We start from the raw sequence: 26,177 nt of genomic DNA, 5'->3' as shown, positions 1-26,177 counted from the left end.
TCACTCCTCGAAGCTGATCCAGCGCGAGGGATGGTCATCCTCGATGTTGTTCTGCCAACCTTTCAGTGCCGGATTGACCAGATTGCGGCTCACATAATACAGCAGCGGTGCCACGGCATGGTCCTGCATGGCCAGCGTCTCGGCCTCTTCCAGCAGTGCCTGGCGGGCATCGGCGTCCTGGGTGCGGGCAGCCTTTTCCAGCAGCGCATCGAATGCCGGGTTGGCATAGGCGCCGTAGTTGTTGCCCACGCCGGATTTCAGCAGGGTGAGGAAGTTCTCGGCGTCATTATAGTCGGCGACCCAGCCGGCCCGGGCCACATCGAAGTCGCCTTCGGCGATGGTCTGGTAGTGCACCGTGGCCTCGGCATTGATCAGATCGACCTCGACGCCCAGCGGCCGCCACATGGCGGCGATGGCCACGGCAATGCGCTTGTGCTCCTCGCTGCTGTTGTAGCGCAGGCGCAGTTGCAGGGGGTTGTCGGGACCATAGCCGGCCTCTTGCAGCAGTTTCCTCGCCCGCGCCATGCGTGCTTCCAACTTGCCGGCGGTGGGCGCCTCATCGAGCCCTTCATAGTGGTTGACACCGGGTGGCACGAAGGCGTGGGCGGGCTCGAAGGTGCCCTGCATCAACTGCTCGGCTAAGACCTTGCGGCGAATCGCCAGGCTGAGGGCTTCACGTACCCGGGCATCACTGGTCGGGTGGCCATCGCGGTGGTTGAAGACGTAGTAATAGCTGCCCAGATAGGGTGCCATTCGGGTGGCCTCCGGCAGGTTCTCCTTCAGCCACTGATAGCGCTCCGAGGCATATTCGCGGACGATATCCAGCTCCCCGGCACGAAAGCGTGACAGTGCGGCATTGCGGTCTTCGCTGGTGTGGTAATTGACCCGCTCGAGGCTGACCTGCTCGGCGTCATAGTACTGGCTGTTGGGCTCCACGCTGATGCGCGACTGGGAGACCCATTCCACCGGCGTGAAGGCGCCATTGGTGGCGATATGCTCGAGGTCGACCCAGTCGCTGCCGTGCTCTTCGAGCAAGTGGGTGGGAAGCGGGTAGGCCGTGTAGTGGGTCAGCAGCTGCGGGAAGTAGGGGGTGGAATGCTCCAGCTCGACGCGCAGGGTGCGCCCTTCATCCAGCGCCTCGACCCCCAGCTTTTCCGGTGGCATGTCGCCTCGGTTGACGGCCTCGGCATTGACCACCGGGTACAGCATGTAGGCGTACTTGGACGCGTTGCGGGGCTTCAGCAGGTGACGCCAGCCGGTCACGAAATCCTCGGCGGTGACGGGCTCACCATCCGACCAGCGGGCGTCGTCGCGCAGCTGGAAGGTATAGGTCCGGCCGTCCTCGGATACCTGGTAATCCGTCGCCATGCCTGGCAGCAGCTCGCCATCGGGGGCGAGCTTGAAGAGCCCCTCGTAGACGTCCATCAGGACCTGGGATTCCCAGACGCCCCCCGCGACCTGAGAGGTATCGAAAGATGCCAGCTCGCCCATGACCCCGATATCCAGCGTCTGTGCCTGGGTGGCTGAAGCGAAGAGGGTCGAGGTGGCCATGGCCAGGCCGAGCGCCAGGCCGGAAGCATTCCGTTGCAGTGGTGAGGCGGACATGAAGACTCCTGATCAGTGAAGCGCGGGCACGCCGCTGCGCTCCCGCAGTGGCGGGGCGCAGGTCGGTAGGCTCAGTTGGTTTCGTCGAGCGAGATGTAACGCGACGGATGCATGTCCAGGGCGTTATTTTCCCAGCCGCTCAGGGCCGGGTCGACCAGGTTGCGAGCACTGTAGAGATAGATGGGCGCCAGCGGATAGTCGGCCAGGGCCATGGCCTCGGCGCGTTCCATCATGTCGCGCCGCGCGTCGTCGTCCGACTCGCGGTCGGCCTCGGCGAGCAGGCTGTCGAATTGTGGGTTGGTGTAGTTGCCGTAATTGTTCGTGCCTTCGCTGGAGAGCAACTGCAGGAAGTTCTGGGCGTCGTCGTAACTGGAGATCCATGCGGCGCGGGCGACCTGAAAGTCGGCTTCCATCAGCTCGGAGTAGTGAATATTGGCTTCGCTGGCGCGCATCTCGACCTCGACGCCCAGCGGTTTCCACATGGCGGCCACCGCCACCGCGATACGCTTGTGCTCCTCGCTGCTGTTGTAGCGCAGGGTCAACTCGAGGGGATTGTCCGGGCCATGGCCGGCTTTCTGCATGAGCTCGCGGGCGCGGGCCATGCGGGTTTCCATGTCCTCGTCGAGCCCCGGCTGCACGGCGGGGGTGTAGTGGTTCACGCCGGTGGGTACCAGTGAGTGGGCGGGGGTGACGGCGCCGTCGAGCAATTGGTTGGCGATCACCTCGCGGCGAATGGTCAGCGACAGGGCCTCGCGAATGCGCTCGTCGGCGACCGGGGAGTCCTCGGCCAGGTTGAAAACATAGTAGTAGCTGCCCAGCGAGGGCGTGATCCGGGTAGCCTCCGGCAGGTTATCGGTTAGCCATTGATAGCGGGCCGCCGGGAAGTCGCGCAGGATATCCAGTTCGCCGGCTCGGAAGCGCGAGATGCCAGCGTTCTTGTCTTCCACCGGAAAGTAGTTGACGCCCTCCAGGCTGACGCTGTCGGCGGCGTGATACTCCGGGTTGCGGACGGTTTCCAGGCGCGTGTTGGCGACCCGGCTGACGGGCTTGAAAGCACCGTTGACGACGATATTCTCCGGGCGGCTCCAGTCATCGCCGTGCTTCTTGACCACATGCTCGGGCAACGGGTAGCCGAAGGGCAGGATCAGGGTCTTGAGGAAGTAGGCCGCCGGCTCCTTGAGGTGAATGACCAGGGTGCGGCCGTCATCCTGGCTTTCCACGCCGAGCGCCTCCAGTGGCTTGTCACCGGCATTGACCGCTTCGGCGTTGACCACCGGATAAAGGCGGTGCGCATAGTTGGAAGCGGTTTCCGGATTCACCTGGCGACGCAGGGCGAACACGAAGTCCTCGGCGGTCAGCGGTTCGCCGTCCGACCAACTTAGATCGTCGCGCAGGGTGAAGGTCCAGCGCTTACCGCCCTCGCTGACGGTCCAGTCACTGGCCGCACCGGGGATCATCTCGCCCTGGGCATTGACGGCGATCAGGCCCTCGAAGATGTCGCGCAGCACGTCTTCTTCCCAGACACCGCCGGTAATGCGCGAAGGGTCCAGTGAGCTCGGGTCGCCGCTGATGCCGATGTCCAGGGTCTGCGCCGCCACGGGCGACGCCAGCAGGGCAGAAGCAAGCGCCATGGCGCTCATCAGGGGAATGCGGTTATGCATCGTGTGTCTCTTCTTGGTTGATGTTGTTGTCGGCGGGCAAGGGCCGGCAGGGCCTGACAGCGTGCCACCGGCCCGCCCGCAAGGCGACATGACGCCAGGCTGGCGACGGGATGACGCTGTGATGGCATTTGGCTACAATGCTCTTCCCTTCCTTGGCCGCTGGCACGCTGGAGGCCGCGGACATTCTCTGAAAATTAGGCGAGCGTCATGCAGGAAGTCAATCCTATCAATCACCTCATCAAGGACCTGTCTGAACGGACAGACGTCCTGAGGGGGTATCTTTGACTATGCCGAGAAGAAAGAACGGCTAGAAGAAGTCACTCGCGAGCTCGAGGACCCCAACGTCTGGAGCGACCCCGATCATGCCCAGAAACTGGGCAAGGAGCGGGCGACCCTCGAGATGGTGGTGGAGACCATCGATGAGCTGGAGCGCGGCCTGAACGACAATCGCGACCTGCTCGAACTGGCCGAGATGGAAGAAGACGCGGATACCGTCGAGGAGGTGGGCCGCGAGCTGGAAAACCTCCAGGCCAACCTCGAGAAGCTCGAGTTCCGGCGCATGTTCTCCGGCGAGATGGACCCCAACAACGCCTATCTGGATATCCAGGCGGGCTCCGGTGGCACCGAGGCTCAGGACTGGGCCAACATGCTGCTGCGCATGTATCTGCGCTGGGCCGAGCACCACAATTTCAAGGCGGACATGATCGAGCTGTCGGCCGGTGATGTGGCCGGCATCAAGTCGGCCACCGTGCACATCCAGGGCGAGTATGCCTTCGGCTGGCTGCGCACCGAGACCGGCGTCCATCGTCTGGTGCGCAAGAGCCCGTTCGACTCCGGCGGCCGGCGTCATACTTCCTTCGCCTCGGTGTTCCTGTCGCCGGAAGTCGATGACAGCTTCGAGGTCGAGATCAATCCCTCGGACCTGCGTGTCGACACCTATCGTTCGAGTGGCGCCGGCGGTCAGCACGTCAACACCACCGACTCCGCGGTACGTGTGACCCACGAGCCCACCGGTATCGTGGTGGCCTGCCAGAGCCAGCGCAGCCAGCACGCCAACCGCGACTTCGCCATGAAACAGCTGCGGGCGAAGCTGTGGGAACTCGAGATGGAAAAGCGCAATGCCGCCAAGCAGGAAGCCGAGGACTCCAAGTCCGATATTGGCTGGGGCAGCCAGATCCGTTCCTATGTGCTGGATGATCAGCGCATCAAGGACCTGCGGACCGGCGTGCAATCCAGCAGCTGCGAGAAGGTGCTGGACGGCGATCTGGACCAGTACATCATCGCCAGCTTGAAGCAGGGGCTGTGACGCGCCCCGCGAGGCGAGCTGCGAGGAATGCGCTACGAGAAACGAGCTGCGAGAAATGAGCTACGAGAAACGAGCCAGCCCCGAAGCTTGAAGCTGGAATGAAACCGCCTCACAGCTCGCAACCCGCAGCTCGAAGCTCGCAACTCGCAATCCGAAGCCCGTAGACCACTTAGACAGGTAGCAATATGGCCCACCAGGAGAACTCACAGGCCTCCGCGGCGACCACCGACGAGAATCACCTGATCGCGGAGCGCCGTGCCAAGTTGGCCGAACGCCGTGAACGTGCCGCCGTCGAGGGAGGCAGTGCCTTTCCCAATGACTTCCGGCGTGACAGCCTGGCCGCGGAGCTGCAGGACGAACTGGGCGAGAAGGACAAGGCCGAGCTCGAGTCCCTGGGCCGTCCGGCGGCCGTGGCTGGGCGTATCCTGCGTAAGCGCGGGCCCTTCATCGTCATTCAGGACGTGTCCGGTCAGATTCAGCTGTATGTCGACAAGAAGGGCCTGCCGGCCGAGCTGCTCGAGGACATCAAGGGCTGGGACATCGGCGACATCGTGGCCGGCAGCGGGCCGGTGCACAAGTCGGGCAAGGGCGATCTCTACGTGATGATGGAGCAGGCGCGGCTGTTGACCAAGAGCCTGCGTCCGCTGCCCGACAAGTTCCACGGCCTGACCGATATGGAAGCCCGCTATCGTCAGCGCTATGTCGACCTGATCATGAACCCCGGCTCGCGGGATGTCTTCAAGACCCGCGCCGGCGTGATCAGCGCCATGCGTCGCTTCTTCGAAGATCACGGCTTCATGGAAGTCGAGACGCCGATGCTGCAGCAGATCCCCGGGGGCGCCACGGCACGACCCTTCATCACTCATCACAATGCGCTGGACATGGACATGTACCTGCGCGTCGCCCCGGAGCTCTACCTCAAGCGACTGGTGGTGGGCGGCTTCGAGAAGGTCTTCGAGATCAACCGCAATTTCCGCAACGAGGGGTTGTCCACGCGTCACAACCCCGAGTTCACCATGGTCGAGTACTACCAGGCCTATGCGGACTACCATGACCTGATGGACTTCACCGAGGCCATGCTGCGTCAGGTGACGCGCACGGTGCTGGGCGACTCCCTGGTGATCAATACCGTGAGGGACGCCGAGGGCGAGGTGCTGGAGACCGTCGAATACGATTTCGGCAAGCCCTTCGAGCGTCTCAGCGTCTTCGATGCCATCCTGGCCTATAACGATGACATCAGCGCCGAGGCGCTGGCCGACGAGAGCCGGGCCCGGCAGATTGCCCAGGGGCTGGGTATCAAGCTCCAGGAGGGCTGGGGGCTCGGCAAGGTTCAGATCGAGATCTTCGAGGAGACCGTCGAGCATCGTCTGCAGCAGCCGACCTTCATCACCGACTATCCCACCGAGGTCAGCCCGCTGGCGCGTCGCAAGGACAGCAATCCCTTCGTCACCGAGCGCTTCGAGTTCTTCGTCGGTGGCCGCGAGCTGGCCAATGGCTTCTCCGAGCTCAATGATGCCGAGGACCAGGCCGAGCGCTTTGCCGAGCAGGTGGCCGAGAAGGAGGCCGGCGACGACGAGGCCATGTACTATGATGCCGACTATGTCCGGGCCCTGGAGTACGGCATGCCGCCGACGGCGGGCGAGGGCATCGGCATCGACCGACTGGTGATGCTGCTCACGGACAGCGCTTCCATCCGTGATGTGTTGCTGTTTCCGGCCATGCGCCCCGAGATGGACTGAAAACGCTGGGCGGGGTTTGCTTTGCTCATGTTCCTGCCGTTGGCACCTTGGCCGATCCGGCGACAAGCCCTTGCTTCTTCCCGGGTGGTGAGGATGCTGGCAAGCTGCAGACTGATGGCGCTGCGTTGCAGAAATGTTGGTAAGGGGCGCCGCTGGCACCCATAATGGTCAGCGTTTCGACGTCGAGGAGACCGTGATGAAACTGCTCAACCGCTCCGCCCTGAGTGTCAGGCCGACCCAGCACTTTGTTGACTGGATCAATGCGCTGGAACCCACCGTCGGGGATGACGATCTGGCCCTGGAGGACGTCGAACGGGAAAGTACCGTTTACCTGATTCCCGAGATGGATACCCCGGAAAATCTCGACGCCTTCGTGCGCGAACGCTACCTCGAGATTCTCGAGACCGAGCTGCGTGCCTGGGAAGAGGATGAGCGCCAGTGGCCCGAGACCCTGGACTGGTCGCTCTTCCAGCGTTTCGTGCGCGTCGAGCACAGCTACCTGGCCATCGACCTGGATAACGAGGCCGCGCTGGAGATCGCCGAGGTGGATGACAGCATGCTGCTGGAAACCGACCAGGACTGATTCGGCACAGCGTTTCACTTCGCTGGCGGCCACCCCCGTGGCCGTATGCGAGGTGTTGCGTGCCCGTATGGATCGCGCTGAAGCCGGCCCCGTGCCGGTTTTTGCATGTTATGGACCCCGACTCATGAGCCGACTCTTTGCGACGCGCGAAGGTGATGATGGCCTGCCCGGCCCGGAACGCCGGCTGGCGGTGATGGCGCTGATCTGTGGCACGACCATGGCCGTGGTCGATGCCACCATGATCAATCTCGCGCTGCCGTCGATCGCGGCGGGGCTGGAGGTCGCGTCGTCGAGTGCCGTCTGGGTCACCAATATCTTCCAGGTCGTCTGCGCCGCCTTCCTGCTGGTCTTTTCGGCACTCAGCGAGATCATCGGCCGGCGTCGACTCTATGTGGCCGGGCTGAGTCTGTTCGTGGTGGCGGCGGCCGGCAGTGCCCTGTCCCGGGATCTCGACATGCTGCTGGGCTTCCGGGCCCTGCAGGGCATGGGGGCGGCAGCCACCCTGTCGATCGGCCCGTCGCTGTATCGCAGCATCTTTCCTTCGCGGTTGCTGGGGAGTGCGCTGGGGCTGAGCTCGCTGGTCGTGGCGACCGGCTATACCGCCGGGCCGGCGATCGGCGGGCTGGTGCTGTCCGTGGCCGACTGGCCCTGGCTGTTCGCCCTGCCGGTGCCCATCGGCGTGGTCGCCGTGGTGCTGGCCTGGCGGGCCCTGCCGCGCGAGGCGGGGCGTCGCGGTGGCTTCGACTGGCCGGGCGCCTGTGGGGCGATGCTCATGCTGGGCGCACTCTTCCTGGCCCTGGATGGGGTGGGGCATCGGACGCCGGCCTGGCAGACGCTGGGCTGGCTGGCGCTGAGCCTGGTCGTCGGCGGCGGTTTCCTGTGGCGCCAGCATCGGGCGCCTTTCCCGTTGTTGCCGTTGACGCTGTTCCGCCAGCCGCGTTTCAGTCTGGCCGTGGCGTCGCAGGGGCTGGCGTTCGTCGGCCAGGGGCTGGCCTTCGTGGCCCTGTCGTTTCTCTATCAGCAGGGCATGGGCTTCTCGCCGCTGGAAACCGCCTTCCTGTTCACCCCCTGGCCGTTGATGATCATGCTGGCCGGCCCGCTGGCGGGACGCCTCGCCGACCGGCTCAATCCCAGCCTGATCGCCTGCCTGGGCCTGGTGGTGTTGATCGCCGGCATGCTGGCACTGGGTGGGCTGGGAACGCAGGCCGGCATACTCGACTGCCTGTGGCGAACCGCCCTCTGTGGCCTGGGCTTCGGTCTCTTTCAGCCGCCCAACAATCGCGAGTTGATGACCAGCGTGCCGGCCGAGCGCAGCGCCAATGCATCGGGCGTGATGAGCACCACGCGCACCGTCGGCCAGGCCATGGGCGTGGCGATGGTCGGGGCCTGCCTGTCGGCGGGGGCGCCGGTGCAGTGGGCGCTGTGGGGCGGTGCAGCGGCCGGCGCACTGGCCCTGTTGACGAGCCTGGCACGTGTCTCGCGCGCGGAAGACGCGATGCGCGCACGTCGTCGCGGCGCTTCTGAAAGCGTACAATGAAGATTCGGATTGTGTATTCACCACTCATCATCGGGGAGCCGACATGAGCACCCAGTCGACCATCGAGGAGAAGCTCCAGGCCCTCGAACCCACCTTCCTGACGGTGGAGAACGAGAGTCATCGCCACAATGTGCCGGCTAATGCCGAGACCCACTTCAAGGTCACCTTGGTGTCGTCGCGTTTCGAAGGCCTGATGCCGGTCAAGCGCCATCAGCAGATCTATGCGCTGCTGGCCGATGAACTGGCCGGCCCGGTACACGCCCTGGCACTGCACCCCTATACGCCTCAGGAATGGCAGGCGCGGGGCGAGTCGCGACCGAACTCGCCGGATTGCCGCGGCGGAGACGGTTCGTGACCAGCGAGCCACATCGGCTGCAATACCTGGAGGCCATGGGGCTCACGGCCTGGGTGGCACGCTATCGGCTGCCCAATGCGCTGGAAACGCCGTCCTGTGAGTGGGAGTCGCCAGCCCCGGAGCCCGCTACTGCCCCCAGTGAGCGCCTGCATGCCCTGCTGGGGGATGCCGGTGAAGCCAGCGCGTCGTCCTCCGAGCCGCAGGAAAGTGCCGTGCGGCCACCGAGCGGGCCGCGCAAGGCGCGTGCCCTGCTGGGCGACCTGATGCCGGGCGAGTCGTCGGACAGCGCGCCGGCGCCTGCGGCCTCGTCCGGCCCTGCGACGGAGCAGGCTACGCCCGCGTCAGCCAGCGAAACGTCCAACGAGGCCCTGCGCTTCACCTGGCAGGTCAGCTGCCTGGAGGGGCGCTGGTTGCTGGTCCTGCCGCGGGATCGGGGGCCCAGTGATAGCGAGTACTGCTTGCTGGGCAACCTGATGCGTTCGGTCGGGGTGGTGCCCAGTCAGGCGCCGACCTTCGAGAGCTTTCGCTGGCCCCAGCTCGAGGGCCTGGCGGTGGAGTCGCCGCTGGAGGAGGCCCAGGATGGGCTGCGCGCCTTCCTGAGCGGGCGTCGCCAGCGCGGCTGGCAGCCGGAACGCCTGCTGGTCTTCGGCGAGGCCGCGCTCACGGAACGCCTGTTGCAGCTGGCCGACGGCCACAGCGCGCTGTTGTCGTTGCCGGTCTGGCAGGGGCCGGACCTGCAGACGCTCGCCGCGAGTGCTGATGCCAAGCGGGCCCTGTGGCCGCGTCTCGCCGATTGGCCACGCCTGTGGAGCGGGGGCGATGACGACGCCTGAGGCGCGGGTGCTGGACGCCGATGCACTGGCCGACGTGGTCGAGCTGGAGCGGGTCTCGCAGCGCTTCCCGCTGGAGGCGCCCCGGCTGAAATCGGCCCTGGCGGATAACAACGAACACTTGCTGGGCATCTACCGCAACGGGCGGCTGATCGCTTATGCGCATGTATCGCGACTGCCCTTCGATGCCGAGCTGCAGTCGCTCCTGGTGGCCCCGCGGGCGCGCCGGCAGGGCCTGGCGGCGACGCTCATGCAGGCCGTGGAGGCTCGGGCGAGGGGGTGGAACAGCGAGCGCCTGCTGCTGGAAGTCAGGGCCGGCAACGAGGCGGCAATACGGCTTTATCGCCGCTGGGGGTTCGGCGAGGACGGGCGCCGCCGCGACTATTATCCATCGCTTGACGGCGCCGGGCGGGAGGATGCCCTTCTGATGTCACGCGGGCTACGGCAGGCGTGACGGGGTTCAGCCTTGCTGGTGGGCCGGCTGTTCCGGCTCGGAGGAGGCTTGTGCGGAAGACGAGCCGGTGTCGACGTCGTCGAACTTGCCGAGCAGCGCGGACAAGCGACGCTCCCATTCCTCGCGTTCCTGCTTGAGGCGGGTGTTTTCCTCGCGCAGCTCCTCGGCTTCCATTTTCATCAACTCCAGTGCCTCGACGGCGCTGGAGACCTTCTGTTCGAGCTGGTTGAAGAGTTCGTTGCTCATCCGTTTCTCCTGGTGATGTCTAGCTGAGTCGGGCTCGGCCCGTTGAGCGCGTCCTGCAATCGGCAGCGTAACGCCGCCGGCGGGGCTCAGCAAGCGTCTTTATCGCCGCAATCGCGGTGGTCGGGCTGGCGTCGGTAGAGTCGCCCCGTGCCTTCTCCCGCACGAACTTCGCGGTGCAGTGTCCAGTTGTCGGGTACCCGTGGCTCGAGCGTCGTTTCGGTTTCCACATAGATGCTCGCCTCTTCGCTCAGCCAGCCCTGCTCCAGGGCGGCACAGCAGGGTGCGGCGAGGCCCTGATGGAAGGGCGGATCGACAAACACCAGCGAATAGTCGACCGGCTCGCCCTCGAGAAAGCGACGGGCGTCGCGCTTGACCACCTCGGCCCGGGCGATGCCCAGGCTGGCCAGGTTGTCGCTCAGGGCGCGGCTGGCTCGGGCGTCGAGCTCGACCAGGGTCGCGTCACCGGCGCCGCGTGACAGGGCTTCCAGGCCGAGGGCGCCGCTGCCGGCGAAGAGATCCAGCACGCGACGGCCGGCGAGCGTCGGCCCCAGCCAGTTGAACAGGGTTTCGCGCACCCGGTCGGGCGTGGGGCGCAGCCCGGGAAGGTCGAGGACCGGCAGCTGGCGGCGGCGGTATTCGCCGCCGATGATGCGCAGCTTGCCCTGAGGCTGGCCGGCCGGGCGGCCACGCGCGGCAGGTGGCGTGCGTCGGGAACGTCGTCGAGTCATGTGCGCGATTGTAGCGGGCCCTGTGTCCACAGTCATGATGCGCGATGGTAGGATGTGGGCATTCGTTCACCCGCGAGGCTGAATCCCCCCATGTTCGGTTTTTTCAAGCGCAAGAAGAAGCAGCAGGATCAGGCGGTCGAGACGCCTGAGCAGGAGGTCGAGCGCGACGAGTCAGCGCCGGCCGAAGAGCAGCCCGCCGCGGCGGAGCCCGAGTCGCTCCGGGAGGCCGAGGCGGAGACGCTGCCGGACGTCGAGTCTCGCCGCGAGTCGCAGACTGCTGAGCCCCTTTCCGAAGTCGAGCCGGCGCCGGTGCCGGAAGGCGAGCCCGAACCGGAACCGACTCCCGAGCCCGAGCCCGAGCCCGAGCCGACGCCCGAACCCGAGCCGACGCCCGAACCCGAGCCGACGCCCGAACCCGAGCCGACGCCCGAGCCCGAACCGGAGCCGACACCCGAGCCCGAGCAGACACCTGAACCTGAACCGGAGCCGGAACCCGCCGCCGTGGCGCCCAGGGACAAGCCGCGCAGCGAGAAGAAGGGCTGGTTTGCCCGCATCAAGCAGGGGCTGGGCAAGACCCGAGCCAATCTGGCCGATGGCCTCGCCGGTCTCTTCATGGGCCGCAAGCAGATCGACGATGACCTCATGGAGGAGATCGAGACCCAGCTGCTGATGGCGGACGTGGGCATCGAGGCCACCACCGAGATCATCGAGCGGCTGACCGAGCGCGTGTCGCGCAAGGAGCTCAAGGATCCCCAGGCCCTTTATCAGGCGCTGCAGGATGAGTTGACCGGCCTGCTGGAGGGCGTGACCCAGCCGCTGGAGCTTCCGCCCAAGGGGCAGGGGCCCTTTGTCATCCTGGTGGTCGGCGTCAACGGGGTGGGCAAGACCACCACCATCGGCAAGCTGACTCAACGCTTCCAGCGCGAGGGGCGCAGCGTGATGCTGGCCGCCGGCGATACGTTCCGGGCGGCGGCCGTCGAGCAGCTCCAGATCTGGGGCGAGCGCAACCATGTGCCGGTGGTCGCGCAGCACACCGGGGCCGACAGTGCCTCGGTGGTCTACGATGCCCTGGCGGCCGCGCAGGCGCGCGGCACTGATGTCCTGATCGCCGATACCGCCGGGCGCCTGCACAACAAGTCGCACCTGATGGAAGAGCTGAAGAAGGTACGTCGGGTGCTGGGCAAGCTCGATGCCGAGGCACCCCATGAAGTGATGCTGGTGCTCGATGCCGGCACCGGGCAGAACGCCCTGTCCCAGGCCTCGACCTTCAACGAGGCGGTGCCGGTCACCGGTATCACCCTGACCAAGCTGGACGGTACCGCCAAGGGCGGCATCATCTTCGCCCTGGCGCAGCAGTTGGGGACGCCGATTCGGTTCATCGGGGTCGGCGAGACCCTCGACGATCTGCGGCCCTTCGCCGCTCGCGAGTTCGTGGATGCCCTCTTCGACAAGGGCGACCCCGCCGAATGATCACCTTCGAGCATGTCGGCAAGCGCTATGGAGGGCGCTTCGAGGCACTGGCCCACCTCAACTTCCGGGTCGAGCGTGGCGAGATGGCCTTTTTGACCGGGCATTCCGGGGCGGGCAAGAGCTCATTGCTGCGCCTGATCATGCGCCTGGAGCGGCCCAGCCGCGGGCGCATCCTGGTAGCCGGTCACGACATCGACCAGCTCCACTCGACGCAGGTACCGTTCTACCGGCGCCAGATCGGCGTGGTCTTTCAGGATCACCAGCTGCTGTTCGATCGCTCGATCTATCACAATGTCGCCCTGCCACTGGAGATCCAGGGCATGGAGCCCCGCGAGGCGTCGCGTCGGGTGCGCGCTGCCCTCGACAAGGTCGGCCTGCTGCATCGCGAAAAGGCGCTGCCGGTGGAATTGTCGGGCGGTGAGCAGCAGCGCGTGGGCATCGCCCGCGCCGTGGTCAACAAGCCGGCCCTGCTGCTGGCCGATGAGCCCACCGGTAACCTCGACCCTCAGTTGTCCGCCGATATCATGTCGCTGTTCGAGGACTTCAATCGAATCGGTACCACGGTCATGGTCGCCAGTCACGACCTGGCACTGATCGCCAGGCTGCGGCACCGTACCCTGCGCTTGCATGATGGCCGCCTGGTCGGCGACGAGGAGGCAGAATGAGTCGGCAGTCACAGGACACCCCGCGACGCGGGGCGCGCACCCAGCGAGCCGGTGCCGGTGGACGCTGGCGCAGCTGGGGCCGTCACCACCGCGCCATGGCGCTGGATAGTGTGCGGCGCCTGGTGCGCTACCCGGTGGGCAGCCTGCTGACCATGCTGGCGATCGCCATTGCCCTGGTGCTGCCCGCGGCGCTGTGGTTGACGCTGGACAGCGCGCGGCTGCTCGATGCCGAGCTGGAGGAGAGCGCGACCCTGACGGCCTATCTCGAGACTCGGGTCGATGCCGCCGAGGCCGGCCGTATCGAGGAGGCGCTGGCGGCGCAGCAGGGTGTGGAAGCGACGCGCCTGATCACGGCCGAGGAGGGCATGGCCGAGTTTCAGGCATCGCTGGGCCTCGAGGACGCCCTGGCGCGCCTGCCGGGCAATCCATTGCCGGCGAGTGTGGTGATCTCACCGTCAGACCCGGCGCCGCAGGCTGTGCGCCGACTGGCCGAGCGGCTCGGCGACGTCAGCGGGGTCGAGGAAGTGCGTCTCGACCTGGCCTGGCTGGAGCGACTGCGTCACCTGGCCGAGCTGGGGCAGCGCGTGACCCTGGCGCTGGGTGTACTCTTCGGTCTGGGGGTGCTGCTGGTGGTCGGCAACACCATCCGCCTGGCCGTGGAGAATCGTCGCAAGGAAATCGAGGTGGTGACCCTGATTGGCGCTACTCACCAGTTCGTGCGGCGTCCCTTCCTCTACAGCGGCGCCTGGTACGGCCTGGGTGGCGGAATCCTGGCCTGGGGCCTGCTGGCGCTGGGCGGTGACTGGCTCTCCGGGCCGGTCGCCTCGCTGGCCGCCAGCTATGGGGCCAGCTTCGTGCTGCCGACACTGGGTATCGGGGGGTCGGCAACACTGCTGGCATGTAGTACACTGTTGGGCTGGCTGGGTGCCTGGATTGCCGTCAGTCGCCATCTGGCGCAGATCCGCCCCCGCTGATGTCATGCGTCACCGGTTTGCAACCAGGGACCAAGTGACAAATTTATCGTTAGCCGGAACCGAATCGGTCTTGTGTCGTCCAAGGCAGCAATTGCCGATTCCACACATGGGTTTCGAGGAGACAATCTGCACATGAGCACCAGTCTTCTGCCGGTGGGGCACCTGTCACCGGGTCATGACCTCAATGGTTACATACAGGCGGTGAACGGGATCCCCATGCTCACCGTCGACGAAGAACGCGATCTGGCCTATCGCCTGCATGACGAGGGCGACCTCGAGGCGGCGCGGCGTCTGGTCATGTCACACCTGCGTTTCGTCGTGCACATCGCGCGCAGCTATTCCGGCTATGGTCTGGCTCAGGCCGATCTGATCCAGGAGGGCAACGTCGGCCTGATGAAGGCGGTCAAGCGCTTCGATCCCTATCAGGGCGTGCGGCTGGTGTCCTTCGCCGTGCACTGGATCAAGGCCGAGATCCACGAGTTCGTGCTGCGCAACTGGCGAATCGTCAAGGTGGCGACCACCAAGGCCCAGCGCAAGCTGTTCTTCAATCTGCGCGGCGCCAAGAAACGCCTGGCCTGGCTGAACACCAATGAGGTGGATGCCATCGCCAAGGACCTCGACGTCAAACCCGAGGTGGTGCGCGAGATGGAAGGTCGCCTGTCGGCCCATGATGCCGGCTTCGATGCGCCGCCGGGCGGCGAGGATGAAGACTCCGCCTACCAGGCGCCGGCGCAGTTTTTGGATGACGCCTCCCAGGATCCGGCCACGCAGCTGGAGGACAGTGACTGGGAAGAAGACTCCACGCAGCGCCTGCGGGTTGCCCTGTCACAGTTGGATGAGCGGTCGCGGGACATTCTCCAGCGCCGCTGGCTGAGCGACAGCAAGTCGACCCTGCATGACCTGGCCGATGTCTACGGCGTTTCCGCCGAGCGTATTCGTCAGCTCGAGAAGAACGCCATGAAGAAGGTGCGTCAGCAAATCGGGGACGCCCTGGTGGCCTGATCACGCCTCGCGCCCTGCGGGTGAGCGCTGATCACAGACACGAATGCCTCGGCCTGACGGCCGGGGCATTTGCGTTTCAGGGCTGGAAAGGGGCCATCAGGCGGATGGCGAGGGGTCACGCAGCAGCTGGCCGGCGAGCGATTGCCACTGGTCGTCCCAGTGCAGCCTTGGCCGATGCTTGAAGTCGGAGCGCACGTATTGCGAGATGCGACCCTCGACCACGGCGATCAGCAGGTTGGCGGCCGCCGCCACCGGCAGGGCCGGGCGGCGTTGTTCGTGGATCTCGGCCTCGCGCAGGATCTGCTTGAGCTGGGTTTCCAGGCGCTCGAACAGCTGATGGATGCGTTGGCGCAATCGCGGCGTCTCGCCGGTCAGGGCGTCGCCGCCCAGCACGCGTGACAGCCCCGGGTTCTTCTCGGCGAAGGCCAGCACCAGGGTCAGCACCTGCCCGCAGCGCGGAATCGCTTCCTGCACCTCGTCGAGAATACGCGTGATGCGCTCGAACAGCGTCTGCTCGATGAACTCGATGAGCCCCTCGAACATGCGTGCCTTGCTCGGGAAATGGCGGTACAGCGCGGCTTCCGAGAGGCCCACCTGGCGCGCCAGGGCGGCCGTGGTGATGCGCTTGCCGCTGTCTTCCTCGAGCATCAGCGCTAATCCCTGCAGGATATGATCGCGGCGGCTGGAAGCGGGTGCTTGCTGCGTCATGGTCTTTGTGTTGTCGCCTTGCCGGGAAGTGAAAGCGTGTTTCAAGTGCGCAAGGTGAGTGGGCGCCGGGAACACACCGGCGCGAGGGTCATCCGCCAGGGATGGCGGATGTAGCGCCCAGGGAGGGGTTTACAGCGCCCTCGCGAAGGTGTGGTGCCGGGAAAGCCCACGTGATTCAGTCTGCAGGCGTGTCAGCGGGCACGCCACTGGTGCTTGCAGCATCGGTGATCAGGGTGCCGACGCCGGCATTGGTGAAGATCTCCAGCAGGGTGGCGTGGGCGACCCGGCCGTCGACGATGTGGGCACTGGCCACGCCACCCTTCACGGCATCCAGGGCGCAGCGGATCTTGGGCAGCATGCCGCCATGGATGGTGCCGTCGGCGATCAGGGCATCGACCTGAGCGGTGCTCAGGCCGGTCATCACCTCGCCCTCGGTATTCATCAGGCCGGCCACATTGGTCAGCAGCATCAGCTTCTCGGCATCCAGCGCCTCGGCGACCTTGCCGGCCACCAGGTCGGCATTGATGTTGTAGCTGCGGCCGCTTTCATCCACGCCGATGGGGGCGATCACCGGGATGAAGTCGCGGGCGGCGAGCATCTCGATGAGGTCGGTGGAGATGCTTTCGACCTCGCCGACATGACCGATATCGATGATCTCCGAGGCGGCCATGTCGGGCGTCTGCTGCTCGACCTGCAGCTGGCGGGCGCGAATCTGGCCGCCGTCCTTGCCGGTCAGGCCGATGGCCTTGCCGCCGCACTGGTTGATGAGATTGACGATGCCCTTGTTGACCAGCCCGCCCAGCACCATCTCGACCACGTCCATGGTCTCCGCATCGGTGATGCGCATGCCATTGACGAAGCGTGACTCGATGTTGAGCTTGCCGAGCAGTTCACCGATCTGCGGCCCTCCGCCATGCACGACCACCGGATTGATGCCGACTTCCTTCATCAGCACGATGTCGCGGGCGAAGGAGTCGATCAGCGGGTCCTCGGTCATGGCATTGCCGCCGTACTTGACCACCACCGTCTTGCCGGAAAAGCGCTGAATGTAGGGAAGTGCTTCGGACAGCACTTCCACGACCTGGCGTGGGTCACGCGTGGTGTCGTTCATGTCGAATCCCTGTGTGTCTGCAGCCGGGCTCAGAGGTTGATGTCGAGTGACGGTGCTACCTGTTGCAGGGCATCGGCGAAGCGCGCGCGAATGCGTGCCAGGGCCTCGTCACTCTTGCCCTCGAAGCGCAGTACCAGCACCGGGGTGGTGTTGGACGCGCGGCACAGCCCCCAGCCGTCCGGGTAGTCGACGCGGATGCCGTCGAGGGTCGTCTTCACGCCGTCATCGCCGAAGTCGCCATCCCGGGCCAGGCGCTCGACCAGGTCGAACTTGGTCGCGTCGGTCACCGTGACATTGATCTCGGGGGTGCCGATGTCCTGGGGATAGCGGTCGAAGAAGGCATCGGCGTCGGCGTCCTGCCGCGACAGGACTTCCAGCAGGCGAGCGGCGCCATAGAGGCCGTCGTCGAAGCCGTACCAGCGCTCCTTGAAGAAGATGTGACCACTCATCTCGCCGGCCAGCAGCGCGCCGGTTTCCTTCATGCGCCCCTTGATCAGGGAGTGGCCGGTACGCCACATCTCCGGTGTGCCGCCGGCCTGCTCGATCACCTGGGCCAGGTTGCCGGTGCACTTGACGTCGAAGATCACGCGGGCGCCGGGGTTGCGCTCGAGCATGTCCTCGGCGAAGGCCATCATCAGGTGGTCGGGATAGATCAGCTTGCCGGCAGGCGTGATCACGCCCAGGCGGTCGCCGTCCCCGTCGAAGGCCAGGCCGATGTCGGCGCCGCTGGACTGCACTTCGGCGATCAGGTCCTTGAGGTTTTCCGGCTTGCCGGGGTCGGGGTGGTGGTTGGGGAAGGTGCCGTCGATCTCGGCGAACAGCGGGATGGTCTCGGCACCCAGGCGTTCGACGAGTTTCGGGCCCAGCTCGCCGGCCACGCCGTTGCCGCAGTCGACCACGGCCTTGAGCGGGCGTGCCAGGGAGACATCGCCGAGGATGCGCTCCAGGTAGGCGTCACGCAGGTCCTGCTCGCTGACCTCGCCATTGCCCACGGTCAGGTCGCCTTCCTGCAGGCGGCGATGCAGGTCGGTGATGGTCTCGCCGGAAAGCGTCTCGCCGCCCAGCACGATCTTGAAACCGTTGTAGTCGGGCGGGTTGTGACTGCCCGTCACCATGACGCCCGAGGTGGTGCCTTCCACGACATGGGTGGCGAAATACAGCACCGGCGTCGGCACCATGCCGATATCGATCACGTCGCAGCCTGCCGCGGCCAGGCCGCGGGTCAGGGCCGCCAGCATGCGCGGGCCGGAAAGGCGGCCATCACGCGCCACGATGACGCGCTCCTCACCCTTGGCACGGGCGGCACTGCCGATGGCGCGGCCGATGCCTTCGACGCCGGGCTCGGTGAGGGTGTCGCCGACCACGCCGCGAATGTCATAGGCGCGGAAGATCGAGGCGGGGGCATGGGGTGCGTTGTCGGTGGTCATGTTGTCGGTCCTTGAGCGTCGGGAAGATATTGAGCGTGGCATGCCGTCACTGGCGGCCGGAGCTGCCGAAGCCGCCGGGGCCGCGCAGGCTGCTGTCGAAGTCGTCGACGACCTCGAGCTCGGCCTGAATGACCGGCACCAGCACATACTGGGCCAGGCGTTCGAAGGGCTCCAGGGTGAAACTCGTGCTGCCGCGGTTCCAGGTCGAGATCATCAGCTCGCCCTGGTAGTCGGAGTCGATCAGTCCGACCAGGTTGCCGAGCACGATGCCGTGCTTGTGGCCGAGCCCGGAGCGCGGCAGCACCATGCCGGCCAGTTGCGGGTCGGCGATGTGGATGGCCAGGCCGGTGCGGATCAGCTCGCAGTCGCCCGGCTCGAGGGTCAGGGGCGCATCGAGCAGGGCCCGCAGGTCCATGCCGGCGGAGCCGGTGGTGGCGTAGTCGGGCAGATAGTCGCGCATGCGCTCGTCGAGCAGCTTGACGGCGAGGCGAGGGCGATCACTCTTGGTCGGCATGGTGGGGCTTCCGCTGTCGTTCATTCAGGTGTTGTCGGGGTCAGGCAGGTCAGTGCCTGTCGCAGGATGGCTTCGGCCAGGTCCGCCTTGGGCTGCGGCGGCAGGTGGCACTGGTCGACCTCGTCGCCGTGCTGCCACAGCAGCAGGGCGGCGTTGTTCTCGGACCCGAAGCCGAGGCCGGGCTGTGACACATCGTTGGCGGCCACCATGTCGAGTCGCTTGCGTGCCAGCTTGTCGCGGGCGTAGCGCTCGACGTCCTGTGTCTCGGCGGCGAAGCCGATGATGAAGGGCCGGTCGGCTCGGGCGGCGATGGTGGCGATGATATCCGGGTTTCTGACCAGCCGCAGCGTCATGCCGGCGTCGTCATCGCCTTTCTTGAGCTTGTGCTCCGCGGCGCTTGCGGCGCGGTAATCGGCTACGGCGGCACAGCCGATGAAGATATCCGCCCCGTCTGCATGCGCTTCGGCGGCGGCCAGCATCTCGCTGGCGCTTTCGACATCCACCCGGGTGGCGCCTGCCGGGGTGGCCAGCGCGACCGGGCCGCTGATCAGCGTCACCTCGGCCCCCAGGGCCACGCCGGCGGCGGCCAGGGCATAGCCCATCCTGCCGGAGCTGTGATTGGAGAGGTAGCGCACCGGGTCGATGGCCTCGCGGGTGGGGCCGGCGGTGATGACCAGCCGCAGGCCGCGGGCCGGTTGCTCGGGCGGGCTGAGCAGTCGCTCCGCCAATGCTTCGGGCTCGAGCATGCGGCCGGCCCCCACATCGCCGCAGGCCTGGTCGCCATGTCCCGGGCCCAGCAGCGTCCAGCCGTCTTCGGCGAGCCGGCGGGCATTGCGGCCGGTGGCCGGGTGCGCCCACATGGCCTGGTTCATGGCCGGCGCCAGAAACTTCTCGGCGCGACTGGCCAGGCATAGGGTGGTGAGCAGGTCATCGGCCATGCCATGGGCCAGGCGTGCCATCAGGTCGGCCGTGGCCGGCGCGATGATGATGCAGTCGGCCCAGCGCGCCAGTTCGATATGGCCCATGCCGGCCTCGGCCTCCGGGTCGAGCAGCGAGGTGCGCACGCTCTCGCCGGTCAGCGCCTGAAGCGTCAGGGGCGTGATGAAGGCCTGGGCACCCTCGGTCATGACCACGCGCACCTCACAGCCGGCCTGCTTGAGCAGGCGTGCCAGCTGGGCGCTCTTGTAGGCGGCGATGCCGGCGCTGATCCCGAGCAGGATGCGCCTTGCGGGTAGTGCAGACATGCTGTTGTCCAGGCGATAAATCCGGTGCCCAGCTTACCACTCGCAGCCGGGCTTGCGTAGCCGCCCGCTCGCCGGCCATGGCGACTACACTGAGCAGCGAGAGAGGAGCCGGCGTCGCCTGAGGCGTTCAGCAGCGGCGCTGTCAGGGGCGGCAAGAGCACGCGGGCATGACCCGGCAAGGACGACGGGGATCGTCCGGGAGGCAAGGATGTCGATTCGTGACTGGCCGGAGGGCGAGCGCCCCCGGGAGAAACTCCTGGCGCTCGGCACCGAGGCGCTATCGGATGCCGAGCTGCTGGCCATTTTTCTGCGCGTCGGGGTCAGCGGGCGCTCGGCGGTGGATCTGTCGCGGGACGTACTCTCGTCCTTCGGTGGTCTGCGGCCGCTGCTGGAAGCCGACGAGACGGCCTTCTGCACCGAGCGTGGTCTGGGGCAGGCCAAGTATGTACAGCTCCAGGCGGTGCTGGAACTGGCGCGGCGCCATCTGGCCAGCCGCCTCGATCGCGAGGGTGCGCTGACCTCGCCGGGGCTGGTGCGCGACTATCTGATGTCGCGGCTGCGTCACCTTGGCCATGAGGAATTTGCCGCCCTCTTTCTCGACAGCCAGCACCGGGTCATTCGTTACGAGTCGCTGTTTCGCGGCACCCTGGACAGCGCCTCGGTCTATCCCCGCGAGGTGGCACGCCGAGCTCTGGAAGTCGGTGCCGGGGCGGTGATCTTTGCCCACAACCATCCTTCCGGGGTGGCCGAGCCCAGCCAGTCCGACGAGCGCATTACCGAGCGGCTGCGTCAGGCGCTGGCGCTGTTCGAGGTGCGGGTGCTGGATCATTTCGTGGTCGGCGACGGAGAAGTGGTGTCTTTTGCCGAGCGAGGCCTGTTATAATCTCGTTTCTCGCTTGTCTGGCCCGGCCACCTCTGGTATAAAGTGCAGCCTTTGAATTCCCTTGGGTCAAATGACACGGGTCGTCCCGGTTTGCCCGACAGGTTTTGAACACTCAGGTTATATCCTGGCCAAGCGGTTGGAGGCTCTCATGTCCAAAGTATGTCAGGTTACCGGCAAGCGCCCGGTGACTGGTCACAACGTATCTCACTCTCAGCGCAGAACGCCGCGTCGTTTTGTACCGAACCTGCACACCCATCGTTTCTGGGTGGAATCCGAGAAGCGTTTCGTCAAGCTGCGCGTTTCCACCAAGGGGCTGCGCACCATCGACAAGAAGGGTATCGAAGCGGTACTGAGCGATATTCGCAAGCGCGGCGAGACGGTCTGAGACCGCTTTTGCCCGCACAGCCAGCGCTCGATTGATTAGGGAGAAACGAAATGCGTGACAAGATCAGAATGGTGTCCAGCGCCGGAACCGGCCACTTCTACACCACCGACAAGAACAAGCGGAACACGCCGGACAAGCTGGAAATGAAAAAGTTTGACCCGGTGGTTCGCAAGCGTGTCACCTACAAGGAAGCCAAGATCAAGTGATCGGCTGGCCGGTACGCCCGGCATCTGCCCCGTCGGTCCCGCCCGTCTCAGCCCTTCGTTGATGGGTTGATGCGGCTTCGGTCGACCGCAGGCGGCTTCCTTCCGCAGGCGAGAGCCTGTCCGCGAGAACCCGGCCCGATGGTCGGGTTTTCGCGTTTGTCATGTCGCCCCGCTGCAGGACCCTGCCATGCCCGAGCTTCCCGAGGTGGAAACGACCCGACGCGGTATTGCGCCGCATGTCGAAGGACGCGAGGTTCGCGAAGTCATCGTGCGTCAGGCGCGCCTGCGCCATGCGGTGCCCGATGACCTGGCCGAGCGCCTGGTCGGGGCCTGCATGGGGCCGCTGGGGCGACGGGCCAAGTATCTGTTGATGCCCATCGCCGGCGGAGCGGTCGGCACCCTGCTGTGCCACCTCGGCATGTCCGGTAGCCTGCGCATGGCGCGCCTGGGCGAGCTGCCCAGAAAGCACGACCATGTCGACCTGGTACTCGATGACGGTGCCATCCTGCGCTATCACGACCCGCGGCGCTTCGGTTTCATCGACTGGCTGGATGGCTCGGTCGAGCAGGACCGGCGCCTGGCGAAGCTCGGCCCGGAGCCGTTGTCGCCGGACTTCGATGGCGATCATCTGCACGCCCGGTCGCGTCGGCGGCGCCTCGCCGTCAAGCCATTCCTGATGGATAATGGCGTGGTGGTGGGGGTCGGCAATATCTACGCCGCCGAGGCCCTGTTCCTGGCCGGTATCGATCCGCGCCGCGAGGCGGGGCGCATTTCCCGCCAACGTTATCGGCGCCTGGCCGAGGCGATCCGCGAGGTGTTGGGCGCTGCCATCCATCAGGGCGGTACCACCCTGAGAGACTTCGTCGGCGGCACCGGCGAGCCCGGCTATTTCGCCCAGCGGCTCAATGTCTACGGCCGCGATGGCCAGCCATGCCGGCGCTGTGGCGCCGAGTTGCGCCTGGTGACCCTGGGCCAGCGCGCCAGTGTCTATTGTGCGGCCTGCCAGCGCTGACTGCCCCGACGCGCGCTGCTCCCTTTTACTTTCAAGCACGAGATTTTCGATGACCGCCCTACGCTCCCTGCGCCTCAAGAAGAACGCCGACCGCCGCCTCAAGGCGGGTCACCTCTGGTTGTATTCCAATGAGATCGATACCAAGACCACGCCCCTCAAGGATTTCGCCGCCGGCGAGCAGGCGGTGGTGGAAGCCGCCAACGGCAAGGCGATGGGGGTGGCCTATGTCAACGCCCATTCGCTGATCTGCGCGCGCATGGTGTCGCGTGATGTCGGCATGCAGCTCGACCGTTCGCTGCTGGTGCATCGCCTGAATCAGGCGCTGTCGCTGCGTCAGCGCCTCTTCGCCAGGCCTTTCTATCGCCTAGTGCACGGCGAAGGCGACCTGCTGCCGGGGCTGGTCATCGATCGCTTCGACGATGTGCTGGTGGTGCAGCTCAATACCGCCGGCATGGAAGCCCTGCGCGAGCCGTTACTGGATGCGCTGGACAAGGTGATGTCACCGCGCGCCATCGTGCTGCGCCACGATACCAGTGGGCGCCGCATGGAAGGGCTCGAGGGCGGCGTCGAGGTGCTGGGCGACGAGCCGCCCGAGCGCATCGAGCTCGAGGAAAATGGGGTGCGCTTCGTCGCGCCGCTGCTGGACGGTCAGAAGACCGGCTGGTTCTATGACCACCGGCCCAATCGGGCCTGGCTCAATGCCCAGGTGGAAGGCAAGCGCGTCCTCGACCTGTTCAGTTATGTCGGCGGCTGGGGCGTCCAGGCCGCCGCTCATGGCGCCAGCGAGGTGCTGTGTGTCGACTCCAGTGAGCGCGCCCTGCAGGGCGTCGAGGAAAACGCCGGGTTGAACGGACTCGAGGAGCGGGTTGCCGTGGGCGAGTGCGATGCCTTCGAAGCCCTGGCGGCGCTCAAGGCTGATGACGAGCGCTTCGATGTGGTCATTCTCGACCCGCCGGCCTTCATCAAGAAGCGCAAGGACATGGCCAGCGGCGAGCGTGCCTACAGCCGCCTCAACCGCGAGGCGATGCGGCTGCTGGGGCGCGATGGGCTCCTGGTCTCGGCGTCCTGTTCCATGCATCTGGGCATGGATCGTCTCACCGATGTGGTACGCGGTGCGGCGCGTCATCAGGACCGCCATGCCCAGGTGATCTACCAGGGGCATCAGGGCGCGGATCATCCGGTGCATCCGGCGATTGCCGAAACCTCCTATCTCAAGGCGTTGGGGGTGCGGGTCTTCCGCGACTGAGCCCGAACAGGGTGTCTGCGGGCGCCTGCTGTGTAGATAGAGCTGACGCCCGCCGATGTGTCAGGCAGTGTCACGGAGCGGTCATGAGGAGGAGCGTATCGTGAGTGAGTTCGACTTCGTTCGTGTCTTCGCGCACTCCAATCCGCTGCTGGTCAGTCATGTTGCCAACCTGCTCGAGTCGGCCGGCATTCCGGTCGAGCGGCGCAACATGACGCTGGGCGGCGCGTCCGGAGAACTGCCGCCCATGGAGTGCGAGCCCGAGGTATGGGTGGCGCCGCATAATCAGGCGGGTGCCGAATCGCTGATTGCCGAGGCCCGCCAGGATGCATGGCGGCCTGACTGGGTCTGCCCGGGGTGCGGCGAATGGCTCGAGGGGGTGTTCGATCGCTGCTGGAATTGCGGCAGCGACTGCCCCTGACCACCGCCCTGGCGTACCATCTGCCCCACCAACCTTGTGTTATGCCGGAAGGAATCGCCATGTCCTGGGACCTGCCTGCGCCATTCGTGCTGGATCTCGAGGTCGAAGACTCGAGCATCGACCACTATGGCCACGTCAACAATGCCGAGTATCTGCGCTGGGTCGAGCGCATCAGCTGGGCGCATTCCGAGCATCTCGGCCTGAGTCTCGCGCATTATCGTCAGCTGGATCGGGCCATGGTCGTGCACCGGCACGAGCTCGACTATCTGTCACCGGCGTTTGCGGGGGATACGCTGCAGCTGGCCACCTGGATCGTCGCCTGTGATGACCGTCTGACGCTGACCCGGCGCTTCCAGCTTCAGCATGCCGGGACGCGGCGAGCACTGCTGCGTGCGTGCACGCGATTCGCCTGTATCGAGCTGTCCAGCGGTCGCCCGCGACGCCTGCCCGAGGCGTTTCGGCAGTGCTATGGCGGGGCCCTGGTCAGCCAGTAGCCAGGTGGCGGAAGACTTTCTGTTTAATGTGTCTTTAACAGTCGTATTTTCGATGCCTTGGGGGTCCAGTCCGAGATTTTTTTGTTTTTCATGGCGCATCTCTGCGTGGAATCACTGTTGTGCTGTAATGGAGGTCGAATTGCTTCGACACCATCGTTCACGCATCGGAGGACCCCATGAAGATCGCCGTCCCGAAGGAAATCAAGAACCACGAGTATCGCGTCGCCCTGACGCCCAGTGGCGCCCGCGAGCTGGTCGGTCGTGGCCACGACGTCATCGTGCAGGCCTCTGCCGGTGAGGGTGCCGGCTTCAGCGACGCCGATTTCGAAGCCGCCGGTGCGCGACTGGAAAGCGATGTGGCCACCCTCTGGGCCGATGCCGAGCTGATCCTCAAGGTCAAGGAACCCCAGGCCGAGGAAGTCGCGCGGCTGAGCAGCGGCCAGACCCTCTTCACCTACCTGCACCTGGCCGCCGAGGAAGCCCTGACCAAGGGACTGCTCGACAGCGGCGCGACCTGCATTGCCTACGAGACCATCACCGCGGCCGAGGGCGGCCTGCCGCTGCTGGCTCCGATGAGCACCGTCGCCGGCCGCATGGCGGTGCAGGCCGGCGCGCACAGCCTCGAGAAGGCCCAGGGCGGGTCCGGCATCCTGCTGCCCGGCGTCCCGGGCGTCGCCCCGGCCAAGGTCACCGTCATCGGTGGTGGCGTGGTCGGCGAGAACGCCGCGCGCATGGCACTGGGCCTGGGTGCCGAGGTGACCGTGCTGGACAAGTCCATCCCGCGCCTCGAGACCCTGGATGACCGTTACCAGGGCCGCATGAAGACCGTCTTCTCCACGGCCGATGCCATGGAAGAGGCGATTCGCGAATCGGACCTGATCATCGGCGCCGTCCTGGTGCCGGGGGCGGCGGCGCCCAAGCTGATCACCCGTGACATGCTGTCCGACATGAAGCCCGGCAGTGTGCTGGTGGACGTGGCCATCGACCAGGGCGGCTGCTTCGAGACCAGCAAGCCGACCACCCATGCCGAGCCGACCTATGTGGTGGATGGCGTGGTGCACTACTGCGTGGCCAACATGCCGGGCGCGGTGGCGCGCACTTCGACCCAGGCGCTGACCAACGCCACCCTGCCGTTCGTGCTGTCGCTGGCCGACAAGGGCTGGCGCCAGGCGCTCGCCGAGGACAAGCACTTTGCGGCGGGCCTCAACGTCCATGACGGCAAGCTGACCTATCGTGCCGTGGCCGATGCCTTTGGCCTCGAGTATGTGGAGGCGGCGCAGCTGATCGGCTGACCTCCGCGCCCCACCCGGCGTTGCGGCGCCGGTGAAAAGCGATACGACGGGCCAGAGCCTCTCCGGGGGCTCTGGCCCTTGT

The 26,177-nt window shown here is 66.0% G+C and carries 28 protein-coding genes; 19 read left to right on the top strand and 9 right to left on the bottom strand.

The window, feature by feature from the left end; all coding sequences use genetic code 11:
• Positions 1 to 1,605 (bottom strand): peptide ABC transporter substrate-binding protein, encoded by a 1,605-nt coding sequence (locus HHA01_RS12480; RefSeq protein WP_141321192.1) that lies wholly within the window; start codon positions 1,603 to 1,605, stop codon positions 1 to 3.
• Between the two features lie 71 nt (positions 1,606 to 1,676).
• On the bottom strand, positions 1,677 to 3,266 hold the full coding sequence (locus tag HHA01_RS12475) for a peptide ABC transporter substrate-binding protein (RefSeq protein ID WP_141321190.1): 1,590 nt from the start codon (positions 3,264 to 3,266) through the stop codon (positions 1,677 to 1,679).
• A gap of 207 nt (positions 3,267 to 3,473) precedes the next feature.
• Between HHA01_RS12475 and prfB the strand changes: the two genes are divergently transcribed.
• The 7 genes from prfB to rimI all read left to right on the top strand — a co-directional run bounded on the left by prfB (position 3,474) and on the right by rimI (position 10,070).
• Positions 3,474 to 4,572 (top strand): peptide chain release factor 2 gene (gene prfB, locus HHA01_RS12470; RefSeq protein ID WP_141321188.1). Its coding sequence is split into 2 segments (ribosomal slippage): positions 3,474 to 3,548 and positions 3,550 to 4,572, totalling 1,098 coding nucleotides; the frame shifts between segments, so codons are not numbered across the junction.
• A 185-nt stretch (positions 4,573 to 4,757) separates the two neighbouring features.
• Complete coding sequence (gene lysS / locus HHA01_RS12465; RefSeq protein WP_141321186.1) at positions 4,758 to 6,311, top strand: lysine--tRNA ligase; 1,554 nt, start codon at positions 4,758 to 4,760, stop codon at positions 6,309 to 6,311.
• A gap of 196 nt (positions 6,312 to 6,507) precedes the next feature.
• Entirely contained in the window at positions 6,508 to 6,894 is a 387-nt protein-coding gene (locus HHA01_RS12460; RefSeq protein ID WP_141321184.1) for a hypothetical protein, read from the top strand.
• 124 nt (positions 6,895 to 7,018) lie between these two features.
• The gene (locus HHA01_RS12455) at positions 7,019 to 8,431 is read left to right on the top strand and encodes an MFS transporter (protein ID WP_141321182.1); all 1,413 of its coding nucleotides are present in this window, start codon (positions 7,019 to 7,021) and stop codon (positions 8,429 to 8,431) included.
• A gap of 43 nt (positions 8,432 to 8,474) precedes the next feature.
• Complete coding sequence (locus HHA01_RS12450) at positions 8,475 to 8,786, top strand: BolA family protein (RefSeq protein WP_141321180.1); 312 nt, start codon at positions 8,475 to 8,477, stop codon at positions 8,784 to 8,786.
• Entirely contained in the window at positions 8,783 to 9,619 is an 837-nt protein-coding gene (locus tag HHA01_RS12445) for a hypothetical protein (protein WP_141321178.1), read from the top strand. Before HHA01_RS12450 ends, HHA01_RS12445 begins: the two co-directional genes overlap by 4 nt.
• Positions 9,606 to 10,070, top strand: a complete 465-nt coding sequence (gene rimI, locus HHA01_RS12440; protein WP_141321176.1) for a ribosomal protein S18-alanine N-acetyltransferase — start codon at positions 9,606 to 9,608, stop codon at positions 10,068 to 10,070. The genes HHA01_RS12445 and rimI overlap by 14 nt, the downstream gene beginning before the upstream one ends.
• A gap of 6 nt (positions 10,071 to 10,076) precedes the next feature.
• Here the strand turns inward: rimI and HHA01_RS12435 are convergent, their stop codons facing one another.
• On the bottom strand, positions 10,077 to 10,316 hold the full coding sequence (locus HHA01_RS12435) for a cell division protein ZapB (protein WP_141321174.1): 240 nt from the start codon (positions 10,314 to 10,316) through the stop codon (positions 10,077 to 10,079).
• Positions 10,317 to 10,402: 86 nt separating this feature from the next.
• Positions 10,403 to 11,044, bottom strand: a complete 642-nt coding sequence (rsmD, locus tag HHA01_RS12430) for a 16S rRNA (guanine(966)-N(2))-methyltransferase RsmD (protein ID WP_141321172.1) — start codon at positions 11,042 to 11,044, stop codon at positions 10,403 to 10,405.
• A gap of 90 nt (positions 11,045 to 11,134) precedes the next feature.
• Between rsmD and ftsY the strand changes: the two genes are divergently transcribed.
• The 4 genes from ftsY (at position 11,135) to rpoH (ending at position 15,155) form a co-directional block, all read left to right on the top strand.
• On the top strand, positions 11,135 to 12,514 hold the full coding sequence (ftsY, locus tag HHA01_RS12425) for a signal recognition particle-docking protein FtsY (protein ID WP_141321170.1): 1,380 nt from the start codon (positions 11,135 to 11,137) through the stop codon (positions 12,512 to 12,514).
• Positions 12,511 to 13,179 (top strand): cell division ATP-binding protein FtsE, encoded by a 669-nt coding sequence (gene ftsE, locus HHA01_RS12420; RefSeq protein WP_141321168.1) that lies wholly within the window; start codon positions 12,511 to 12,513, stop codon positions 13,177 to 13,179. Before ftsY ends, ftsE begins: the two co-directional genes overlap by 4 nt.
• The gene (gene ftsX / locus HHA01_RS12415) at positions 13,176 to 14,153 is read left to right on the top strand and encodes a permease-like cell division protein FtsX (RefSeq protein WP_141321166.1); all 978 of its coding nucleotides are present in this window, start codon (positions 13,176 to 13,178) and stop codon (positions 14,151 to 14,153) included. Before ftsE ends, ftsX begins: the two co-directional genes overlap by 4 nt.
• Positions 14,154 to 14,285: 132 nt before the next feature.
• Entirely contained in the window at positions 14,286 to 15,155 is an 870-nt protein-coding gene (rpoH, locus tag HHA01_RS12410; RefSeq protein ID WP_141321164.1) for an RNA polymerase sigma factor RpoH, read from the top strand.
• Between the two features lie 96 nt (positions 15,156 to 15,251).
• Here the strand turns inward: rpoH and slmA are convergent, their stop codons facing one another.
• The 5 genes from slmA to coaBC form a co-directional block, all read right to left on the bottom strand.
• The gene (gene slmA / locus HHA01_RS12405) at positions 15,252 to 15,863 is read right to left on the bottom strand and encodes a nucleoid occlusion factor SlmA (protein ID WP_141321162.1); all 612 of its coding nucleotides are present in this window, start codon (positions 15,861 to 15,863) and stop codon (positions 15,252 to 15,254) included.
• Positions 15,864 to 16,038: 175 nt separating this feature from the next.
• A complete protein-coding gene (gene argB, locus HHA01_RS12400; RefSeq protein ID WP_141321160.1) occupies positions 16,039 to 16,974 on the bottom strand; it encodes an acetylglutamate kinase in 936 nt (311 codons plus the stop codon).
• 29 nt (positions 16,975 to 17,003) lie between these two features.
• Entirely contained in the window at positions 17,004 to 18,401 is a 1,398-nt protein-coding gene (locus HHA01_RS12395; protein ID WP_174787734.1) for a phosphomannomutase/phosphoglucomutase, read from the bottom strand.
• Between the two features lie 46 nt (positions 18,402 to 18,447).
• Positions 18,448 to 18,915 carry a dUTP diphosphatase gene (gene dut, locus HHA01_RS12390; protein ID WP_141321156.1) on the bottom strand — a complete coding sequence of 156 codons (468 nt, stop codon included), beginning with the start codon at positions 18,913 to 18,915 and terminating at the stop codon, positions 18,448 to 18,450.
• A 20-nt stretch (positions 18,916 to 18,935) separates the two neighbouring features.
• Positions 18,936 to 20,159 carry a bifunctional phosphopantothenoylcysteine decarboxylase/phosphopantothenate--cysteine ligase CoaBC gene (gene coaBC, locus HHA01_RS12385; RefSeq protein ID WP_141321154.1) on the bottom strand — a complete coding sequence of 408 codons (1,224 nt, stop codon included), beginning with the start codon at positions 20,157 to 20,159 and terminating at the stop codon, positions 18,936 to 18,938.
• A 208-nt stretch (positions 20,160 to 20,367) separates the two neighbouring features.
• On the opposite strand from coaBC, the gene radC reads away from it, so the two are divergent.
• The 8 genes from radC to ald all read left to right on the top strand — a co-directional run bounded on the left by radC (position 20,368) and on the right by ald (position 26,095).
• The gene (gene radC / locus HHA01_RS12380; RefSeq protein WP_141321152.1) at positions 20,368 to 21,042 is read left to right on the top strand and encodes a RadC family protein; all 675 of its coding nucleotides are present in this window, start codon (positions 20,368 to 20,370) and stop codon (positions 21,040 to 21,042) included.
• Between the two features lie 148 nt (positions 21,043 to 21,190).
• Complete coding sequence (gene rpmB / locus HHA01_RS12375; RefSeq protein WP_141321150.1) at positions 21,191 to 21,427, top strand: 50S ribosomal protein L28; 237 nt, start codon at positions 21,191 to 21,193, stop codon at positions 21,425 to 21,427.
• A gap of 50 nt (positions 21,428 to 21,477) precedes the next feature.
• Complete coding sequence (gene rpmG / locus HHA01_RS12370) at positions 21,478 to 21,633, top strand: 50S ribosomal protein L33 (RefSeq protein WP_141321147.1); 156 nt, start codon at positions 21,478 to 21,480, stop codon at positions 21,631 to 21,633.
• A gap of 187 nt (positions 21,634 to 21,820) precedes the next feature.
• Positions 21,821 to 22,645 carry a bifunctional DNA-formamidopyrimidine glycosylase/DNA-(apurinic or apyrimidinic site) lyase gene (mutM, locus tag HHA01_RS12365; protein WP_141321145.1) on the top strand — a complete coding sequence of 275 codons (825 nt, stop codon included), beginning with the start codon at positions 21,821 to 21,823 and terminating at the stop codon, positions 22,643 to 22,645.
• 49 nt (positions 22,646 to 22,694) lie between these two features.
• Positions 22,695 to 23,891, top strand: a complete 1,197-nt coding sequence (locus HHA01_RS12360; protein ID WP_141321143.1) for a class I SAM-dependent rRNA methyltransferase — start codon at positions 22,695 to 22,697, stop codon at positions 23,889 to 23,891.
• A gap of 100 nt (positions 23,892 to 23,991) precedes the next feature.
• Complete coding sequence (locus tag HHA01_RS12355; protein WP_141321141.1) at positions 23,992 to 24,309, top strand: putative signal transducing protein; 318 nt, start codon at positions 23,992 to 23,994, stop codon at positions 24,307 to 24,309.
• A 59-nt stretch (positions 24,310 to 24,368) separates the two neighbouring features.
• Positions 24,369 to 24,803, top strand: coding sequence for an acyl-CoA thioesterase (locus tag HHA01_RS12350; protein WP_141321139.1), 435 nt, complete (start codon positions 24,369 to 24,371; stop codon positions 24,801 to 24,803).
• A 176-nt stretch (positions 24,804 to 24,979) separates the two neighbouring features.
• Complete coding sequence (gene ald, locus HHA01_RS12345) at positions 24,980 to 26,095, top strand: alanine dehydrogenase (protein WP_141321137.1); 1,116 nt, start codon at positions 24,980 to 24,982, stop codon at positions 26,093 to 26,095.
• Positions 26,096 to 26,177: the final 82 nt, after the last annotated feature.

It is taken from the genome of Halomonas halmophila (genome assembly GCF_006540005.1).
Lineage (GTDB): Bacteria > Pseudomonadota > Gammaproteobacteria > Pseudomonadales > Halomonadaceae > Halomonas > Halomonas halmophila.
The sequence above is the reverse complement of the archived record's forward strand: the minus strand, read 5'-3'. Positions and strand labels throughout refer to the sequence as shown.

What these genes read in the sequence shown, in the direction of transcription:
- HHA01_RS12480 (WP_141321192.1), bottom strand. Translation starts at nt 1,605, where the DNA reads ATGTCCGCCTCACCACTGCAACGGAATGCTTCCGGCCTGGCGCTCGGC.
- HHA01_RS12475 (WP_141321190.1), bottom strand. Translation starts at nt 3,266, where the DNA reads ATGCATAACCGCATTCCCCTGATGAGCGCCATGGCGCTTGCTTCTGCC.
- lysS (WP_141321186.1), top strand. Translation starts at nt 4,758, where the DNA reads ATGGCCCACCAGGAGAACTCACAGGCCTCCGCGGCGACCACCGACGAG.
- HHA01_RS12460 (WP_141321184.1), top strand. Translation starts at nt 6,508, where the DNA reads ATGAAACTGCTCAACCGCTCCGCCCTGAGTGTCAGGCCGACCCAGCAC.
- HHA01_RS12455 (WP_141321182.1), top strand. Translation starts at nt 7,019, where the DNA reads ATGAGCCGACTCTTTGCGACGCGCGAAGGTGATGATGGCCTGCCCGGC.
- HHA01_RS12450 (WP_141321180.1), top strand. Translation starts at nt 8,475, where the DNA reads ATGAGCACCCAGTCGACCATCGAGGAGAAGCTCCAGGCCCTCGAACCC.
- rimI (WP_141321176.1), top strand. Translation starts at nt 9,606, where the DNA reads ATGACGACGCCTGAGGCGCGGGTGCTGGACGCCGATGCACTGGCCGAC.
- HHA01_RS12435 (WP_141321174.1), bottom strand. Translation starts at nt 10,316, where the DNA reads ATGAGCAACGAACTCTTCAACCAGCTCGAACAGAAGGTCTCCAGCGCC.
- rsmD (WP_141321172.1), bottom strand. Translation starts at nt 11,044, where the DNA reads ATGACTCGACGACGTTCCCGACGCACGCCACCTGCCGCGCGTGGCCGC.
- ftsY (WP_141321170.1), top strand. Translation starts at nt 11,135, where the DNA reads ATGTTCGGTTTTTTCAAGCGCAAGAAGAAGCAGCAGGATCAGGCGGTC.
- ftsE (WP_141321168.1), top strand. Translation starts at nt 12,511, where the DNA reads ATGATCACCTTCGAGCATGTCGGCAAGCGCTATGGAGGGCGCTTCGAG.
- ftsX (WP_141321166.1), top strand. Translation starts at nt 13,176, where the DNA reads ATGAGTCGGCAGTCACAGGACACCCCGCGACGCGGGGCGCGCACCCAG.
- rpoH (WP_141321164.1), top strand. Translation starts at nt 14,286, where the DNA reads ATGAGCACCAGTCTTCTGCCGGTGGGGCACCTGTCACCGGGTCATGAC.
- slmA (WP_141321162.1), bottom strand. Translation starts at nt 15,863, where the DNA reads ATGACGCAGCAAGCACCCGCTTCCAGCCGCCGCGATCATATCCTGCAG.
- argB (WP_141321160.1), bottom strand. Translation starts at nt 16,974, where the DNA reads ATGAACGACACCACGCGTGACCCACGCCAGGTCGTGGAAGTGCTGTCC.
- HHA01_RS12395 (WP_174787734.1), bottom strand. Translation starts at nt 18,401, where the DNA reads ATGACCACCGACAACGCACCCCATGCCCCCGCCTCGATCTTCCGCGCC.
- dut (WP_141321156.1), bottom strand. Translation starts at nt 18,915, where the DNA reads ATGCCGACCAAGAGTGATCGCCCTCGCCTCGCCGTCAAGCTGCTCGAC.
- coaBC (WP_141321154.1), bottom strand. Translation starts at nt 20,159, where the DNA reads ATGTCTGCACTACCCGCAAGGCGCATCCTGCTCGGGATCAGCGCCGGC.
- radC (WP_141321152.1), top strand. Translation starts at nt 20,368, where the DNA reads ATGTCGATTCGTGACTGGCCGGAGGGCGAGCGCCCCCGGGAGAAACTC.
- rpmB (WP_141321150.1), top strand. Translation starts at nt 21,191, where the DNA reads ATGTCCAAAGTATGTCAGGTTACCGGCAAGCGCCCGGTGACTGGTCAC.
- rpmG (WP_141321147.1), top strand. Translation starts at nt 21,478, where the DNA reads ATGCGTGACAAGATCAGAATGGTGTCCAGCGCCGGAACCGGCCACTTC.
- mutM (WP_141321145.1), top strand. Translation starts at nt 21,821, where the DNA reads ATGCCCGAGCTTCCCGAGGTGGAAACGACCCGACGCGGTATTGCGCCG.
- HHA01_RS12360 (WP_141321143.1), top strand. Translation starts at nt 22,695, where the DNA reads ATGACCGCCCTACGCTCCCTGCGCCTCAAGAAGAACGCCGACCGCCGC.
- HHA01_RS12350 (WP_141321139.1), top strand. Translation starts at nt 24,369, where the DNA reads ATGTCCTGGGACCTGCCTGCGCCATTCGTGCTGGATCTCGAGGTCGAA.
- ald (WP_141321137.1), top strand. Translation starts at nt 24,980, where the DNA reads ATGAAGATCGCCGTCCCGAAGGAAATCAAGAACCACGAGTATCGCGTC.